16 protein-coding genes are annotated in these 14920 nt (G+C 59.3%); 11 read left to right on the plus strand and 5 right to left on the minus strand.

The genetic code is table 11. The features are described 5' to 3' along the window. Positions 1 to 3: 3 nt before the first annotated feature. Both QK293_RS01015 and QK293_RS01020 read right to left on the minus strand, forming a co-directional pair. The gene (locus QK293_RS01015; protein WP_282375095.1) at positions 4 to 528 is read right to left on the minus strand and encodes an HAD family hydrolase; all 525 of its coding nucleotides are present in this window, start codon (positions 526 to 528) and stop codon (positions 4 to 6) included. Further along, a complete protein-coding gene (locus QK293_RS01020) occupies positions 528 to 1502 on the minus strand; it encodes a KpsF/GutQ family sugar-phosphate isomerase (RefSeq protein WP_282375097.1) in 975 nt (324 codons plus the stop codon). Before QK293_RS01020 ends, QK293_RS01015 begins: the two co-directional genes overlap by 1 nt. A 276-nt stretch (positions 1503 to 1778) precedes the next feature. Here QK293_RS01020 and QK293_RS01025 point away from each other — a divergent pair, with 276 nt between their 5' ends. The 10 genes from QK293_RS01025 to hisC all read left to right on the plus strand — a co-directional run bounded on the left by QK293_RS01025 (position 1779) and on the right by hisC (position 9758). Further along, a complete protein-coding gene (locus tag QK293_RS01025) occupies positions 1779 to 2588 on the plus strand; it encodes an ATP-binding cassette domain-containing protein (RefSeq protein ID WP_059403257.1) in 810 nt (269 codons plus the stop codon). Further along, on the plus strand, positions 2588 to 3385 hold the full coding sequence (gene mlaE, locus QK293_RS01030; protein ID WP_008150745.1) for a lipid asymmetry maintenance ABC transporter permease subunit MlaE: 798 nt from the start codon (positions 2588 to 2590) through the stop codon (positions 3383 to 3385). The genes QK293_RS01025 and mlaE overlap by 1 nt, the downstream gene beginning before the upstream one ends. After that, complete coding sequence (gene mlaD / locus QK293_RS01035) at positions 3385 to 3852, plus strand: outer membrane lipid asymmetry maintenance protein MlaD (RefSeq protein ID WP_282375100.1); 468 nt, start codon at positions 3385 to 3387, stop codon at positions 3850 to 3852. Before mlaE ends, mlaD begins: the two co-directional genes overlap by 1 nt. An 11-nt stretch (positions 3853 to 3863) precedes the next feature. Continuing rightward, positions 3864 to 4520 carry an ABC transporter substrate-binding protein gene (locus QK293_RS01040; protein WP_282375102.1) on the plus strand — a complete coding sequence of 219 codons (657 nt, stop codon included), beginning with the start codon at positions 3864 to 3866 and terminating at the stop codon, positions 4518 to 4520. Next, a complete protein-coding gene (locus QK293_RS01045; RefSeq protein WP_282375104.1) occupies positions 4517 to 4822 on the plus strand; it encodes an STAS domain-containing protein in 306 nt (101 codons plus the stop codon). The genes QK293_RS01040 and QK293_RS01045 overlap by 4 nt, the downstream gene beginning before the upstream one ends. Before the next feature lie 113 nt (positions 4823 to 4935). Next, positions 4936 to 5187: a BolA family protein gene (locus tag QK293_RS01050; protein WP_038978976.1), complete on the plus strand. Its 252-nt coding sequence runs from the start codon at positions 4936 to 4938 to the stop codon at positions 5185 to 5187. Positions 5188 to 5209: 22 nt separating this feature from the next. After that, complete coding sequence (gene murA, locus QK293_RS01055) at positions 5210 to 6475, plus strand: UDP-N-acetylglucosamine 1-carboxyvinyltransferase (protein WP_046045865.1); 1266 nt, start codon at positions 5210 to 5212, stop codon at positions 6473 to 6475. A 128-nt stretch (positions 6476 to 6603) separates the two neighbouring features. Next, complete coding sequence (gene hisG / locus QK293_RS01060; protein ID WP_282375110.1) at positions 6604 to 7239, plus strand: ATP phosphoribosyltransferase; 636 nt, start codon at positions 6604 to 6606, stop codon at positions 7237 to 7239. Between the two features lie 126 nt (positions 7240 to 7365). Then, positions 7366 to 8703, plus strand: coding sequence for a histidinol dehydrogenase (hisD, locus tag QK293_RS01065; RefSeq protein ID WP_282375112.1), 1338 nt, complete (start codon positions 7366 to 7368; stop codon positions 8701 to 8703). Positions 8704 to 8705: 2 nt separating this feature from the next. Then, entirely contained in the window at positions 8706 to 9758 is a 1053-nt protein-coding gene (hisC, locus tag QK293_RS01070; RefSeq protein WP_282375114.1) for a histidinol-phosphate transaminase, read from the plus strand. 117 nt (positions 9759 to 9875) lie between these two features. On the opposite strand, the gene QK293_RS01075 is transcribed toward hisC, so the two are convergent. From QK293_RS01075 to algW, 3 genes are all read right to left on the minus strand, one after another. Then, positions 9876 to 10595 carry a DUF4198 domain-containing protein gene (locus QK293_RS01075; protein WP_282375327.1) on the minus strand — a complete coding sequence of 240 codons (720 nt, stop codon included), beginning with the start codon at positions 10593 to 10595 and terminating at the stop codon, positions 9876 to 9878. Between the two features lie 12 nt (positions 10596 to 10607). Continuing rightward, positions 10608 to 12713 carry a TonB-dependent siderophore receptor gene (locus tag QK293_RS01080; protein WP_282375116.1) on the minus strand — a complete coding sequence of 702 codons (2106 nt, stop codon included), beginning with the start codon at positions 12711 to 12713 and terminating at the stop codon, positions 10608 to 10610. Positions 12714 to 12799: 86 nt separating this feature from the next. Further along, on the minus strand, positions 12800 to 13960 hold the full coding sequence (algW, locus tag QK293_RS01085) for a Do family serine endopeptidase AlgW (RefSeq protein ID WP_282375119.1): 1161 nt from the start codon (positions 13958 to 13960) through the stop codon (positions 12800 to 12802). A 101-nt stretch (positions 13961 to 14061) separates the two neighbouring features. Here algW and QK293_RS01090 point away from each other — a divergent pair, with 101 nt between their 5' ends. After that, on the plus strand, positions 14062 to 14820 hold the full coding sequence (locus QK293_RS01090; protein ID WP_282375121.1) for a Nif3-like dinuclear metal center hexameric protein: 759 nt from the start codon (positions 14062 to 14064) through the stop codon (positions 14818 to 14820). Positions 14821 to 14920: the final 100 nt, after the last annotated feature.

The following is a 14920-nucleotide window of genomic DNA, read 5'->3' on the forward strand; positions in this document are numbered from 1 at the left end:
GGCTCACAGGTACGCGGCGTTGGCCGCATCGAGGCGGCCTTGGGCGCGCAGGATCAATTCGCAGAATTCGCGAGCGGCACCCTCGCCACCACGAGCCTGGGTGATGCCGTGGGCGTGTTCACGGACGAAACTGGCGGCGTTGGCCACCGCCATGCCCAGGCCGACGCGGCGAATCACCGGCAGGTCCGGCAGGTCGTCGCCGAGATAGGCGACTTGCTCATAGCTTAGGTTGAGTTGGGCAAGAAGCTCGTCGAGCACCACCAGTTTGTCTTCGCGCCCCTGGTACAGGTGTGGAATGCCGAGGTTCTTCGCTCGTCGCTCGACCACCGGGGTCTTGCGGCCGCTGATGATAGCGGTCTGCACGCCGGCTGCCATCAACATCTTGATGCCTTGGCCGTCGAGGGTGTTGAAGGTCTTGAATTCGCTGCCGTCTTCAAGGAAGTACAGGCGTCCGTCGGTCAGTACGCCATCGACGTCGAAAATCGCCAGCTTGATGTTCTTGCCGCGTTGCAACAGGTCGGTGCTCATCACATTACTCCTGCGCGCAGCAGATCGGACAGGTTGAAGGCGCCGATCGGACGGTCCTCCTTGTCCACCACCACCAGCGCGTTGATTCGATGGTCTTCCATGATTTTCAGAGCCTCGGCCGCGAGCATCTCGGGACGGGCAGTCTTGCCGTGAACGGTCATGACCTCGTCGATGGTCGCGTGATGGATATCGATGGCACGGTCCAGGGTGCGGCGCAGGTCGCCGTCGGTGAAGATCCCGGCGAGTTTGCCATCGGCTTCGAGGATCGCCGTCATGCCCAGGCCCTTTCGGGTCATTTCCATCAATGCGTCCTTGAGCAGAGTGCCGCGTTGAACGTGTGGCAGCTCTTGCCCAGCGTGCATGACGTTTTCCACTTTCAGCAGCAGGCGTCGGCCAAGCGCGCCACCGGGGTGGGAAAAGGCGAAATCTTCAGCGGTAAAGCCGCGGGCTTCCAGCAGCGCAACGGCCAGGGCGTCGCCCATGACCAGCGCGGCAGTGGTCGACGAGGTCGGTGCCAGGTTAAGCGGGCAGGCTTCGTGCTCGACGCGCACGTTGAGGTTGACCTCGGCAGCCTTCGCCAGTGGTGATTCAGGGTTGCCGGTCATGCTGATCAATTGAATGCCCAGACGCTTGATCAGTGGCAGCAGGGTAACGATTTCATGGGTGGAGCCGGAGTTCGACAGCGCCAGGATGATGTCGTCGCGGGTGATCATGCCCATGTCGCCGTGGCTGGCTTCGGCCGGGTGCACGAAAAAGGCCGTGGTGCCGGTGCTGGCCAGGGTGGCGGCGATCTTGTTGCCGATGTGCCCGGATTTGCCCATGCCGACCACGACCACGCGGCCTTTGCTGGCCAGAATCATCTCGCAAGCGCGTACGAAATCTGCGTCGATACGGGGCAGCAAGCCTTGTACGGCTTCCAGTTCGAGGCGGATGGTGCGTTGAGCAGATTGAATCAGGTCGCTGGATTGGCTCATGTCAGAAATCGTATAGCCTGATGAAAAGGCGGCGATTATAACGGTAATGATCGAAACCCTCACGCAAGTTCGTCGCGCTTTGTCATTCCCTGTTACCGAATACCCCTCAATAGAAGCTTTTGCCCTGTCATGTTGCTGAACATGGCCCGGCTTGGGCCTTGGGCGCTTGGCCTTTGCAGTGATATAGTTCGCCGCCAGTTCGGCCTGCCCGGGAGGTATGTGCTTTCGTCAGAAAGTCAGGCGTCCGAGTGAGAGGCTGCATCGCAAGGAGTTTAGATGAGTGCCGATAAAGCCTACGCGGTCGAGCTGAAGGGACTGACCTTCAAGCGCGGTGCGCGCAGCATTTTCAATAACGTCGATATACGTATCCCGCGCGGCAAGGTCACCGGCATCATGGGGCCTTCCGGGTGTGGCAAGACTACGCTGTTGCGGCTGATGGGCGCACAGTTGCGGCCCACCAAAGGCGAAGTCTGGGTCAACGGGCAGAACCTGCCGAAGCTGTCGCGCAGTGATCTATTCGATGCGCGCAAGCACATGGGCGTGCTTTTTCAGAGTGGTGCACTGTTCACCGATCTCGACGTGTTCGAGAACGTCGCCTTTCCGCTACGCGTTCATACCGAACTGCCGGAAGAAATGATCCGGGACATTGTCCTGCTCAAATTGCAGGCCGTGGGCTTGCGTGGCGCCATCGACCTGATGCCTGACGAGTTGTCCGGCGGCATGAAGCGTCGTGTCGCTCTGGCCCGGGCGATTGCCCTCGATCCGCAAATCCTCATGTATGACGAGCCCTTTGTCGGCCAGGACCCCATCGCCATGGGTGTGCTGGTGCGCCTGATCCGCCTGCTCAACGATGCGTTGGGCATCACCAGTATCGTGGTCTCCCACGACCTGGCCGAGACTGCGAGCATCGCCGATTACATCTATGTCGTCGGTGAAGGCCAGGTGTTGGGGCAGGGCACTCCCGAGGAACTGATGAACTCGCAGGAACCACGCATCCGTCAATTCATGACAGGCGAGCCGGACGGTCCGGTCGCCTATCACTTTCCAGCGACGGATTACCGCGCAGATCTTCTGGGGAAGCGTTGATGCGCAAGATTTCACTAATAGAGCGGGTTCGCCGGTTCGGCCACTCTGGCATTGACGTGCTGGGGGTGTTCGGTCGTTCGGCGATATTCCTGTTTCATGCCTTGCTCGGCCGTGGTGGCATTGGTGGCGGTTTTGGCCTGCTGATCAAGCAACTGCATTCAGTGGGCGTGATGTCCCTGGTGATCATCGTGGTCTCCGGGGTATTCATCGGCATGGTGCTGGCGCTGCAAGGCTTCAATATTCTATCCAGCTACGGTTCGGAGCAGGCGGTCGGCCAGATGGTTGCGCTGACGCTGTTGCGCGAACTGGGCCCCGTGGTCACGGCATTGTTGTTCGCCGGGCGCGCCGGTTCGGCATTGACTGCCGAAATCGGCAACATGAAGTCCACCGAGCAGTTGTCCAGTCTGGAAATGATTGGTGTCGACCCGCTCAAGTACATCATTGCCCCGCGCCTGTGGGCCGGCTTCATTTCCCTGCCGGTGCTGGCGATGATCTTCAGCGTGGTGGGCATCTGGGGTGGTTCGTGGGTGGCCGTTGACTGGCTGGGTGTCTATGAAGGTTCCTACTGGTCCAACATGCAGAACAGCGTGACCTTTGCTGACGATGTGCTCAACGGCATCATCAAAAGCATCGTTTTCGCCTTTGTCGTGACCTGGATCGCCGTATTTCAAGGCTATGACTGCGAGCCCACTTCCGAGGGGATCAGTCGTGCCACTACCAAGACCGTGGTGTATGCCTCTTTGGCTGTACTCGGCCTGGACTTTATTCTGACCGCCTTGATGTTTGGAGATTTCTGATGCAAAACCGCACCCTGGAAATCGGTGTCGGCCTTTTCTTGCTGGCTGGCATCCTGGCTTTGCTGTTGCTGGCGTTGCGGGTGAGTGGTCTGTCCCCGAGCGCAACCACCGATACTTATAAAACGTATGCGTACTTCGACAATATCGCCGGTTTGACTGTCAGAGCTAAAGTGACCATGGCCGGTGTGACCATCGGCAAGGTTACGGCGATCGATCTGGACCGCGACAGTTTCACCGGTCGAGTGACCATGCAGCTGGAAAAGCGCGTAGATAACCTGCCGACTGACTCCACTGCATCTATCCTGACCGCTGGCCTGTTGGGCGAGAAGTACATCGGTCTCAGCGTGGGCGGGGAAGAAACCTTGCTCAAGGATGGTTCAACCATCCACGACACGCAGTCGTCGTTGGTACTTGAGGATCTGATCGGTAAATTTCTGCTCAATACCGTTAGTAAAGACGCCAAATGAGGAGCTTTTTAATGATCTCTACCTTGCGACGTGGCCTGTTGGTATTACTCGCGGCCCTGCCGTTGATGGCTAACGCTGTGGCAGCGCCCTCGGCGCACGATATCGTGCAGGACACCACCAGTCGGTTACTTGCCGATCTGTCGGCCAATAAAGAGAAGTACAAGCAAGACCCGCAAGACTTCTATACGGCGCTGAACACCATCGTCGGACCTGTGGTGGATGCCGAGGGCATCTCCAAAAGCATCATGACGGTCAAGTATTCACGCAAAGCCACGCCTGCGCAGATGAAGACTTTTGAAGAAAACTTCAAAAAGGGTCTGTTCCAGTTCTATGGCAACGCGTTGCTCGAGTACAACAATCAGGGGATCGTCGTCGACCCTGCCAAGGATGAGTCGGGAGACCGTACAAGCGTTGCCATGACGGTCAAAGGTACCAACGGCGCGATCTATCCTGTGTCTTACACACTCGAAAAGATCAATGGCGAGTGGAAACTGCGCAACGTGATCATCAACGGCATTAACATCGGCAAGCTGTTCCGTGATCAGTTCGCTGATGCGATGCAGCGCAATGGCAACGACCTGGACAAGACCATCAATGGTTGGGCCGGGGAAGTCGCCAAAGCCAAGGACGCCAGCCAGAAGCAAACCACTGAGACGCAAGCTCAATGAGTGTGTCGGCCATTCGCATGAGCGATTCCGGCGAGCTGACGCTTAGCGGCATGCTGGATTACCGCACCGGCCCGGGCTTGCGCAAGCAGGGGCAGGCGCTGATCAAGTCCAGCAAGGCCGCCGCACTGGTGATCGATTGCTCGGCGGTGTTGAAGTCCAGCAGTGTCGGCTTGTCGCTGCTGCTGTGTTTCATGCGTGATGCAGAGGAGGCCGGCAAGGCGCTGAGCATCCGTGGAATGCCAGAAGATATGCGCGAAATCGCTCAGGTCAGCGAATTGACCGAGCTCTTGGCGCATCCCTAACCGCATCTATGAGGAAGCCCCCCGTCAGAGTCCTGCTTCGCGGGGTTCGCAGGCGCGGGGCTTTTTTGTATGATGTCCGACCCGCGCGCACAGGGCGCCGATTGAGGTTGAGCATGCAGGCCAACGAAGTAAAGAGCTTCCTTGAAGGAAAGCTGTCTGATTCTCTTTCACAAGTGCAGGTAGAAGTTGAGGGTGAAGGCTGCAACTTTCAGCTAAACGTGATTAGCGATGAACTGGCGGCGTTGAGCCCGGTGAAGCGTCAGCAGCAGATCTATGCCCATTTGAACCCATGGATCACCGATGGCAGCATCCATGCGGTCACTATGAAATTTTTCAGCAGCGCGGCCTGGGCCGAGCGCACCTGAGCCCAAGGGCGTCGAGATTCTTATGGATAAATTGATTATTACCGGTGGCGTTCGTCTTGATGGCGAAATCCGCATCTCCGGGGCAAAGAACTCTGCCCTGCCGATCCTGGCTGCCACCTTGCTGTGCGATGGTCCGGTGACGGTCGCCAACCTGCCGCACCTGCACGACATCACCACCATGATCGAGCTGTTCGGTCGCATGGGCATCGAGCCGGTGATCGACGAGAAACTCAGCGTCGAAATCGACCCGCGCACCATCAAGACCCTGATCGCCCCGTACGAACTGGTTAAAACCATGCGTGCGTCGATTCTGGTGCTGGGCCCGATGGTTGCCCGTTTCGGTGAGGCCGAAGTCGCACTGCCTGGCGGTTGCGCCATCGGTTCGCGTCCGGTTGACCTGCACATCCGTGGCCTCGAAGCCATGGGCGCGGTCATCGACGTCGAGGGCGGCTACATCAAGGCCAAGGCGCCTGAAGGCGGCCTGCGCGGTGCGCACTTCTTCTTCGACACCGTCAGCGTGACCGGTACCGAGAACATCATGATGGCGGCCGCTCTGGCCAAGGGTCGCAGCGTTCTGGCAAACGCCGCTCGCGAACCTGAAGTCATCGACCTGGCGAACTTCCTGATCGCCATGGGCGCCAAGATCACTGGCGCGGGCACCGACACCATCACCATCGATGGCGTCGAGCGTCTGCACCCGACCACTTACAAAGTGATGCCTGACCGTATCGAAACCGGCACCTACCTGGTCGCTGCTGCCGTGACCGGCGGTCGTGTGAAGGTCAAGGACACTGATCCGACCATCCTCGAAGCCGTTCTTGAGAAACTCAAGGAATCGGGCGCGGAAATCACCTGCGGCGAAGACTGGATCGAGCTGAACATGCACGGCAAGCGGCCTAAAGCCGTCAACGTGCGGACCGCTCCTTACCCGGCGTTCCCGACTGACATGCAAGCGCAGTTCATCTCCCTCAACGCCATTGCCGAAGGCACCGGTGCCGTGATCGAGACGATCTTCGAGAACCGCTTCATGCACGTTTACGAACTGCACCGCATGGGCGCCAAGATCCAGGTCGAAGGCAACACTGCCATCGTCACCGGTACCGAGAAGCTGAAAGGCGCGCCAGTCATGGCCACCGATCTGCGTGCTTCGGCCAGCCTGGTGATCTCGGCGCTGATCGCTGAAGGTGACACCCTGATCGACCGCATCTACCACATCGACCGTGGTTACGAGTGCATCGAAGAGAAACTGCAGATGCTCGGCGCCAAGATCCGCCGCGTACCGGGCTAGTTTCTGCTTCATGGGCACAAGGACGTGCCCGTTGATTTCGCTTCAAGTCGAGGGTGCTTCACCCTAGATGTGTGTTCGGCGCCATTTGCGACCGGGCACGAGTACCTTGATAAGGACTGACGTTTCCCATGTTGACCATCGCACTGTCCAAGGGCCGCATCCTTGACGACACCCTGCCGCTTCTGGCTGAAGCGGGCATCGTGCCGACCGAGAATCCGGACAAGAGCCGCAAGCTGATTATCCCCACGACTCAGGCCGATGTGCGGCTGCTGATCGTGCGCGCCACCGATGTGCCGACGTACGTCGAGCATGGTGCCGCTGACCTGGGCGTCGCTGGTAAAGATGTGCTGATGGAATATGGCGGCCAAGGTTTGTACGAGCCTTTAGACCTGCGAATTGCCCTCTGCAAGCTGATGACCGCTGGCCGTATCGGCGATGTCGAGCCCAAGGGCCGTTTGCGGGTGGCGACCAAGTTCGTCAACGTTGCCAAGCGCTACTACGCCGAACAGGGCCGCCAGGTCGATATCATCAAGCTTTACGGCTCGATGGAACTGGCGCCGCTGATCGGTCTTGCGGACAAGATCATCGACGTGGTCGACACCGGCAACACCCTGCGCGCCAATGGCCTGGAACCCCAGGATTTCATTGCCGACATCAGCTCCCGGCTGATCGTCAACAAAGCTTCGATGAAAATGCAGCACACCCGTATCCAGGCGTTGATCGACACCCTGCGCAAGGCAGTGGAGTCTCGACACCGCGGCTGATTCACCTGCGCGACGTTAAGTCGCGCCCGTCTATCCGCCTCATAGCCAGAATTCTCAGGTGCCCAAGCGGAAACGACTGCTAAGTTAGGGCGCCTGAGTTTTTGCCAATTCTATGAGGCTCTCGCTATGACCGCACCGACTGCAATTCGCCGACTCAACGCTGCTGACCCGGATTTCGCACATCATCTGGATCATCTGCTGAGCTGGGAAAGTGTGTCTGACGACTCGGTCAATCAGCGGGTGTTGGACATCATCAAGGCTGTGCGCGAGCGTGGCGATGCCGCGTTGGTGGAGTTCACCCTAAAGTTCGACGGCCTGCAAGTCGCGTCCATGGCGGACTTGATCTTGCCTCGCGAACGTCTGGAACTGGCCCTGACCCGAATCACCGTGCCTCAGCGTGAAGCGCTGGAAAAAGCCGCGACTCGAGTACGCAGCTACCACGAGAAACAGAAACAGGATTCCTGGAGCTACACCGAAGCCGACGGCACCGTGCTGGGCCAGAAGGTCACGCCACTGGATCGCGCCGGCCTGTATGTACCGGGAGGCAAGGCGTCTTATCCTTCTTCGGTACTGATGAACGCGATTCCGGCGAAGGTGGCCGGCGTGACCGAAGTGGTCATGGTGGTGCCGACGCCTCGCGGTGAAATCAACGAGCTGGTGCTGGCTGCAGCCTGCATCGCCGGCGTCGACCGCGTGTTCACCATCGGCGGCGCTCAAGCGGTCGCCGCGCTGGCTTACGGCACCGAAAGCGTGCCGAAGGTCGACAAGGTGGTCGGTCCGGGCAACATCTATGTCGCCACGGCCAAGCGCCATGTGTTTGGCCAGGTCGGCATCGACATGATCGCCGGCCCCTCCGAAATCCTCGTGGTGTGCGACGGCAAGACCGATCCGGACTGGATTGCCATGGACCTGTTCTCCCAGGCCGAGCACGACGAAGACGCCCAGGCGATTCTGGTCAGCCCGGACGCCGAGTTCCTCGACATGGTTGCCGCCAGCATTGCCAAACTGCTGCCGACCATGGAGCGTGCCGAGATCATTGAAACCTCGATCAATGGCCGTGGCGCGCTGATCAAGGTTCGTGACATGGACCAAGCCATCGAAGTGGCCAACCGCATCGCGCCGGAACACCTTGAGTTGTCCGTTGCTGATCCGCAGGCCTGGTTGCCGAAGATTCGCCACGCTGGCGCGATCTTCATGGGGCGTCACACTTCCGAAGCCTTGGGCGATTACTGCGCCGGCCCGAACCACGTATTGCCGACGTCCGGCACCGCGCGGTTCTCTTCGCCGCTGGGCGTGTACGACTTCCAGAAACGTTCGTCGATCATTTTCTGCTCTGAGCAGGGTGCGTCCGAACTGGGCAAAACTGCTTCTGTGCTGGCCCGTGGCGAGTCGCTGACCGCGCACGCCCGTAGCGCCGAATACCGCATCGTTGACGAAGATTTTCCGCAAGGGCAGGGGAACTGAACATGAGTAAATTCTGGAGCCCGTTCGTCAAGAATCTGGTGCCTTACGTGCCGGGCGAGCAGCCCAAACTGGCGAAACTGGTGAAGCTCAACACCAACGAAAACCCGTACGGCCCATCGCCAAAAGCCTTGGCGGCGATGCAGACCGAACTGAATGACAACCTGCGTCTGTACCCGGACCCGAACAGCGACCTGCTCAAGCAAGCGGTCGCCAAGTACTACGGCGTACAGAGCAATCAGGTATTCCTCGGCAACGGTTCCGATGAAGTCCTGGCGCACATCTTTCACGGTTTGCTGCAACACGATCAGCCGCTGCTGTTTCCGGACATCAGCTACAGCTTCTATCCGGTTTATTGCGGCTTGTATGGCATCACCTTCGACGCCGTGCCGCTGGACGAGCAGTTCCAGATCAACCCGGCGGACTACGCCAAGCCGAACGGCGGGATCATCTTCCCGAATCCGAATGCACCGACGGGTTGCCTGTTGGCGCTGGATGCCGTGGAGCAAATCCTCAAGGCCAGCCCGGATTCGGTGGTCGTGGTCGATGAGGCTTACATCGACTTCGGGGGTGAGACGGCGATCAGCCTGGTGGACCGTTACCCGAACCTGCTGGTGACCCAGACCCTGTCCAAGTCCCGTTCACTGGCGGGCCTGCGGGTGGGGCTGGCGGTGGGGCATCCGGAACTCATTGAGGCGCTGGAGCGGATCAAGAACAGCTTCAACTCGTATCCGCTGGATCGTCTCGCGAATGTCGGTGCAGCCGCAGCGTTTGAAGATCGTGAGTACTTCGACAAGACCTGCCGGTTGGTCATCGAGCATCGTGAACAGGTCGTTGCGCAATTGGAAGCGAAGGGCTTTGAAGTCTTGCCGTCGGCGGCGAACTTCATTTTTGCGCGTCATCCGAAACACGATGCGGCGGGGCTGGCGGCGAAGTTGCGCGAGCAAGGCGTGATCGTTCGGCACTTCAAGCAGGAGCGGATTGCCCAGTTCCTGCGGATTTCGATTGGCACACCGGAGCAGAACCAGGCGTTGATTGACGGCCTCGGCGACCTCTAGATCGCCGCTAATCCTGTAGGAGCGAGGCTTGCCCGCGAAGAACGATAGCTCGGTCTAATAGGTAAACCGTGTCATCGTTCTTCGCGGGCAAGCCTCGCTCCTACAGGGTTTGGTGGGTTACTCGTGATGCGGTTCGCCGAGGAACGTCAACGAACTAAACACCCCGCGGGTCGCCACATCCGGATTGTCCTTCAGCGCAATCTCCATCTGCGCCGAAATGACATTCAGCCCTTCATTTCGCACCACCACCTGCGCCCGGCCGTCCGCATCCGTCTCGGTACTCAACGTATTCGGCGCACTGCGATAGTCGCCAGTCAACTTCACCCCCGCCGCCGGTTTCCCATCCAGTAGCACCCGCACTGGCAGCAACTTGCCCGGTCCGACGGTCAGCGGATCAACCTCCGGCAGAATCAGCAATTTCATCTGATCAAGCTTCGGCAACATCGCCCCCGGCTGATAAATCGCCAGGCTGTATTTGAAGGTCTGCGTCGACTCGATGGCCCCCGGCACTTTGCTGCGTCCTTCGTTGATCCATTTTTTATCCGCCGTCTGCGACCACATGCCGTTGTCCAACGCCACCGCCATCACGGCGGGCGGCTTCAGCGGTTGCAGACGTGCGTGATCAGCCAAGCGCTGCACGGTCACCGGGATCATTTTGCCGCTGACGTCATACGCCCAGGCGCCGCTGATTTTCTGCGCCTTGAAGGCGTTGTCTTCGGCACCGTGGCCGTAAATTACTTCGATATTGCCGCGACGTTGTTCAGTCCAGAGGCCATGGGCTGAGACCTGGGTGGCGAAAAGCAGGCCGAGCAGTGCCAGAGGTTTGAGGTGTTGTATGGGAACTTCCTTTTATAGATTGAGTGTGAGGCTGACGTTGAAATTGCGCGGCTCGCCGGGGTTGACCCAGTAATTGCTGTACGAACGCTCGAAGTATTTCTCGTCGAAAAGGTTGTTCAGGTTCAGGCCTACAGTGACGTTTTCGCTGGCCTCGTAATGGGCTAGCAGGTCGACGGTGTGGTAGGCCGGCAGCTCGAAATCGCTGCCGGATTCGCCCGAGCGATCGCCGACGTAAGTGAACGCCGCGCCGACGTCAGAGCCGCGCAAATGGCCATTCTGAAATTCATAGACGCCCAGCAGACTGCCGCTGCGTTTGGCGACGCCTAGGATTCGGCTGCCTGTGGGAATCACCTTGTCGCCCTCGGTGACCTCGGCGTCGATGTAGGCGAAGGCACCGATCACCCGCACGGCGTCAGTTACTTGCCCGGTGACTTGCAGGTCGAATCCCTGGCTGCGGGCCTTGCCCATGGCGCGGCTGGTGTCCGTGCCCGGGTCGAGTGCGAGGACGTTATCCTTTTCGATATGAAAGGCGGCGAGGGTGGTGCTCAAGCGGTCGTCGAACAGCTCGCTTTTGAGCCCGACTTCGTAACCGACGCCTTCTTCGGGGTCGAAGGATTTGCCGCCAGCGTCCAGGCCGTTGTTTGGTTTGAGCGAGGTGGAGGCGTTGGCGAACAGCCCGACTTGCGGTGTCAGCTGATAGAGCAGGCCGGCCCGCTGGGTCAACGCGTCGTGGTTCTGGCGGCTGGTGGCGCCGCGGCTGTGATCATCGATGCTTTGCTCAAAGTGTTCGAAACGTGCACCGAGCATGCCGCGCAGTTTGTCGGTGAAGACGATCTGATCCTGCAGGTTCAGCGCCTGGCTTTCGACGTGTTCAAAAAAATTCGTGCCGGAGCGCGTGCCGTTGGGTTTCGGCTGGCCGTAGACCGGCTGATAAATGTCGATGGCGTAGGGGCCGCCGGCAATGCTCGTCACCCGTTCGTTTTTGCGGAAGTTCTCGTACTCGCTGCCAATCAGCAGTTCGTGCTGCCAGCTACCGAGGTCGAACAGACCGCGCAATTCGAGTTGGGTGATGCTGTCGTGCCAATTGGTATCGCGCTCGCGATAACGTCGATTGACGGTGTGGCCGTCGGCATTCAGCGGGCGATTTTCCGAGGCGTAACCCCAGAGTTGGCCTTCCTTGTAATGGCTGGCCAGACGCAACTTCCAGCTGTCGTTGAGATGATGTTCGAGCGCAGCTTGCAGCCTGTTGTTGTGGTTATCAATGTCGCCATCGTTGGGTTCGCCTAGGAAAGTCGAGCGAGAAACGCCACTCCATTTATTGTTAGGCGCGACGATGCCGCGATCGAACGTGGAACTGTGACGCACGAATTCGCTCTCCACCAAGAGGTTGGTGTCCGGGTTCAGTTGCCAACTGAAGGAGGGCGCGACGAACACTCGCTGGCTGTTCACATGATCACGAAAGCTGTGGTTGTCCTCGACGGCCAGGTTGATTCGAGACAACACGTTGGCGTCGTCATCCAGCGGCGTGTTGACGTCCAGCGCGGTGCGATAGCGATCCCAACTGCCGGCGCTGGTTTGCAACGTGGTGAACGCTTCGGGCTGTGGTTTCTTGGTGACGATGTTAACCGTGCCGCCCGGATCGCCTCGGCCATAGAGGCTGGCCGCCGGGCCTTTGAGCACTTCGATGCGCTCGATGTTGGCCACGTCCGGCGTACTCGGGTAACCACGGTTGGCGCTGAAGCCATCCTTGTAGAACTCCGACGTGGTGAAGCCGCGCACGCTGTATTCATAAAGCGTCAGGCCGCCGAAGTTGTTCTGCTTCGACACGCCGCCAGCAAAATCGAGGGCACGCTCGACGCTGGTGCTGCCCAGATCGTTAAGCACACTGACGGGAATGACGCTGATGGATTGCGGTATATCGCGGATCGCGGTGTCGGTTTTGGTCGCGCTGGAAGAACGCGTAGCGCGGTAACCCTTGACCGGGCCGGTGGGCGATTCGTAGTCGGAGGTGACGCTGATGGCGTCCAGTTCGAGGGTGCCGGACTCTTCGGCGAAGACCGGATACCCCAGCAGGCCGAGGGCAAGACTTGCCACGGAAGCCATTGTTCGAGACGACATGTTATGTTGTTCCAATATAGGTATTGAAACAATATAACATGCCTAATGAGAATATCTGCTGTTAGCCCGAGAGTCTCGGGCCAGCGTTAGTCTTCTTCTTTCTCTTTAACCGGCGCAGGTGGTGGACGCAACCCGATCTCGGCGGTCAGCTTGAGCTCTTTGCCGTTGCGCATCACCTGGACCGTGACCTTGTCGGTCGGTTTGATCCGCGCGACCTGGTTCATCGAGCGGCGACCATCGCCAGCCGGCTCGCCGTCGATGGCGAGAATCACATCGCCCAATTGCAGACCGGCTTTCTGCGCTGGACCGTCGCGGAAAATTCCCGCGACCACAATGCCCGGACGCCCCGACAGACCAAACGATTCCGCCAGTTCCTGGGACAATGGCTGCACTTCGATGCCGAGCCAGCCGCGAATGACCTGGCCGTGTTCGATGATCGACTTCATCACTTCCATGGCCAGTTTCACCGGAATCGCGAAACCGATGCCCTGGGAGCCGCCGGATTTGGAGAAGATCGCCGTGTTGATGCCGGTCAGATTGCCGTTGGCATCCACCAGCGCACCGCCGGAGTTGCCTGGGTTGATCGCGGCGTCGGTCTGGATGAAATCTTCGTAGTTGTTCAGGCCCAGCTGATTACGCCCGGTGGCGCTGATGATGCCCATGGTCACGGTCTGGCCGACGCCGAATGGGTTGCCGATGGCCAGCGCTACGTCGCCGATGCGGATATTGTCGGAACGCCCGACCGTGATCGATGGCAAGTTCTTCAGATCAATTTTCAGTACCGCAAGGTCGGTTTCCGGGTCGCTGCCGATTACCCGGGCCAGGGTTTCACGACCGTCCTTGAGCGCCACCACGATTTGGTCGGCGCCGCTGGTCACATGGTTGTTGGTCAGCAGGTAACCTTCCGGGCTCATGATCACGCCGGAGCCGAGGCTCGATTCCATACGCTTCTGCTTGGGCGAGTTGTCGCCGAAGAAGCGGCGGAACTGCGGGTCCTCGAACAGTGGATGGTTCGGTTTGTTGATGACTTTGGTAGTGTACAGGTTGACCACCGACGGCGCGGCGGTGGTCACGGCGTCGGCATAGGACACGGGGCCCTGTTGCATGGTGGTGGTTTGCGGGGCTTGCTGCATGTTGACGTCGAGGCTCGGGAGCCCGACCCACTGCGGGTAACGCTGAATTATCAATAGAGCGATAAGCACGCCGGCCAACAGCGGCCAGCCGGAAAAACGCAGCGCTTTAAGCATTAAGCACGTCCTGAGAGTTGCAGGCGGTATGAGACTGCCCATAATGTCGCGCATTATACGAGGCGAAGCGTGCCTCTGAACGGGATATTTAGGAGTCTTTTATGGCCGTCGCCCTGAGCACTTTGGTCGAAGAAGCCGACCGTTACCTTAACAGTGCCAAGATTGCCGATTACTGCCCCAACGGGTTGCAGGTCGAAGGCAGGCCGCAAGTGATGCGCATCGTCAGTGGCGTCACCGCCAGCCAGGCTTTGCTCGACGCCGCGGTGGAAGCCAACGCCGACCTGGTGCTGGTGCACCACGGATACTTCTGGAAGGGCGAGAATCCGTGCATCACCGGCATGAAGCAGCGTCGGTTGAAAACCCTGCTCAAGCACGATATCAGCCTGTTGTCCTACCATCTGCCGCTGGATCTGCACCCGGAAGTCGGCAATAACGTCCAACTGGCCCGTCAGCTGGACATCACCGTTGAAGGCCCGCTGGACCCGGACAACCTCAAAGTGGTCGGCCTGGTCGGTTCATTGAACGAGCCAGTGACGCCCCGCGATTTTGCCCGTCGCGTGCAAGAAGTCATGGGACGCGAGCCGTTACTGATTGAAGGCAGCGAGATGATCCGCCGCGTTGGCTGGTGCACCGGTGGCGGTCAGGGTTACATCGATCAGGCCGTGCTGGCGGGCGTCGACTTGTACCTCAGCGGTGAGGCGTCCGAGCAGACCTTCCACAGCGCCCGGGAAAACAACATCAGCTTCATCGCCGCCGGCCACCACGCCACCGAGCGCTATGGCGTTCAGGCGCTGGGGGATTATCTGGCGCGGCGTTTTGCTCTTGAGCACATCTTCATCGATTGCCCGAACCCCATCTGACCTACGGGATCGCAGCCCAAACGCGGGGGTATATTCATATACCCTTTCGATCTAGTCGGTGTCCTGATTAGAAGAGGTTGCTGTGCTAGCATTCCCCGCT

Origin of the sequence: Pseudomonas sp. AL03 (genome assembly GCF_029960815.1) — a bacterium.
Classification (GTDB): domain Bacteria; phylum Pseudomonadota; class Gammaproteobacteria; order Pseudomonadales; family Pseudomonadaceae; genus Aquipseudomonas.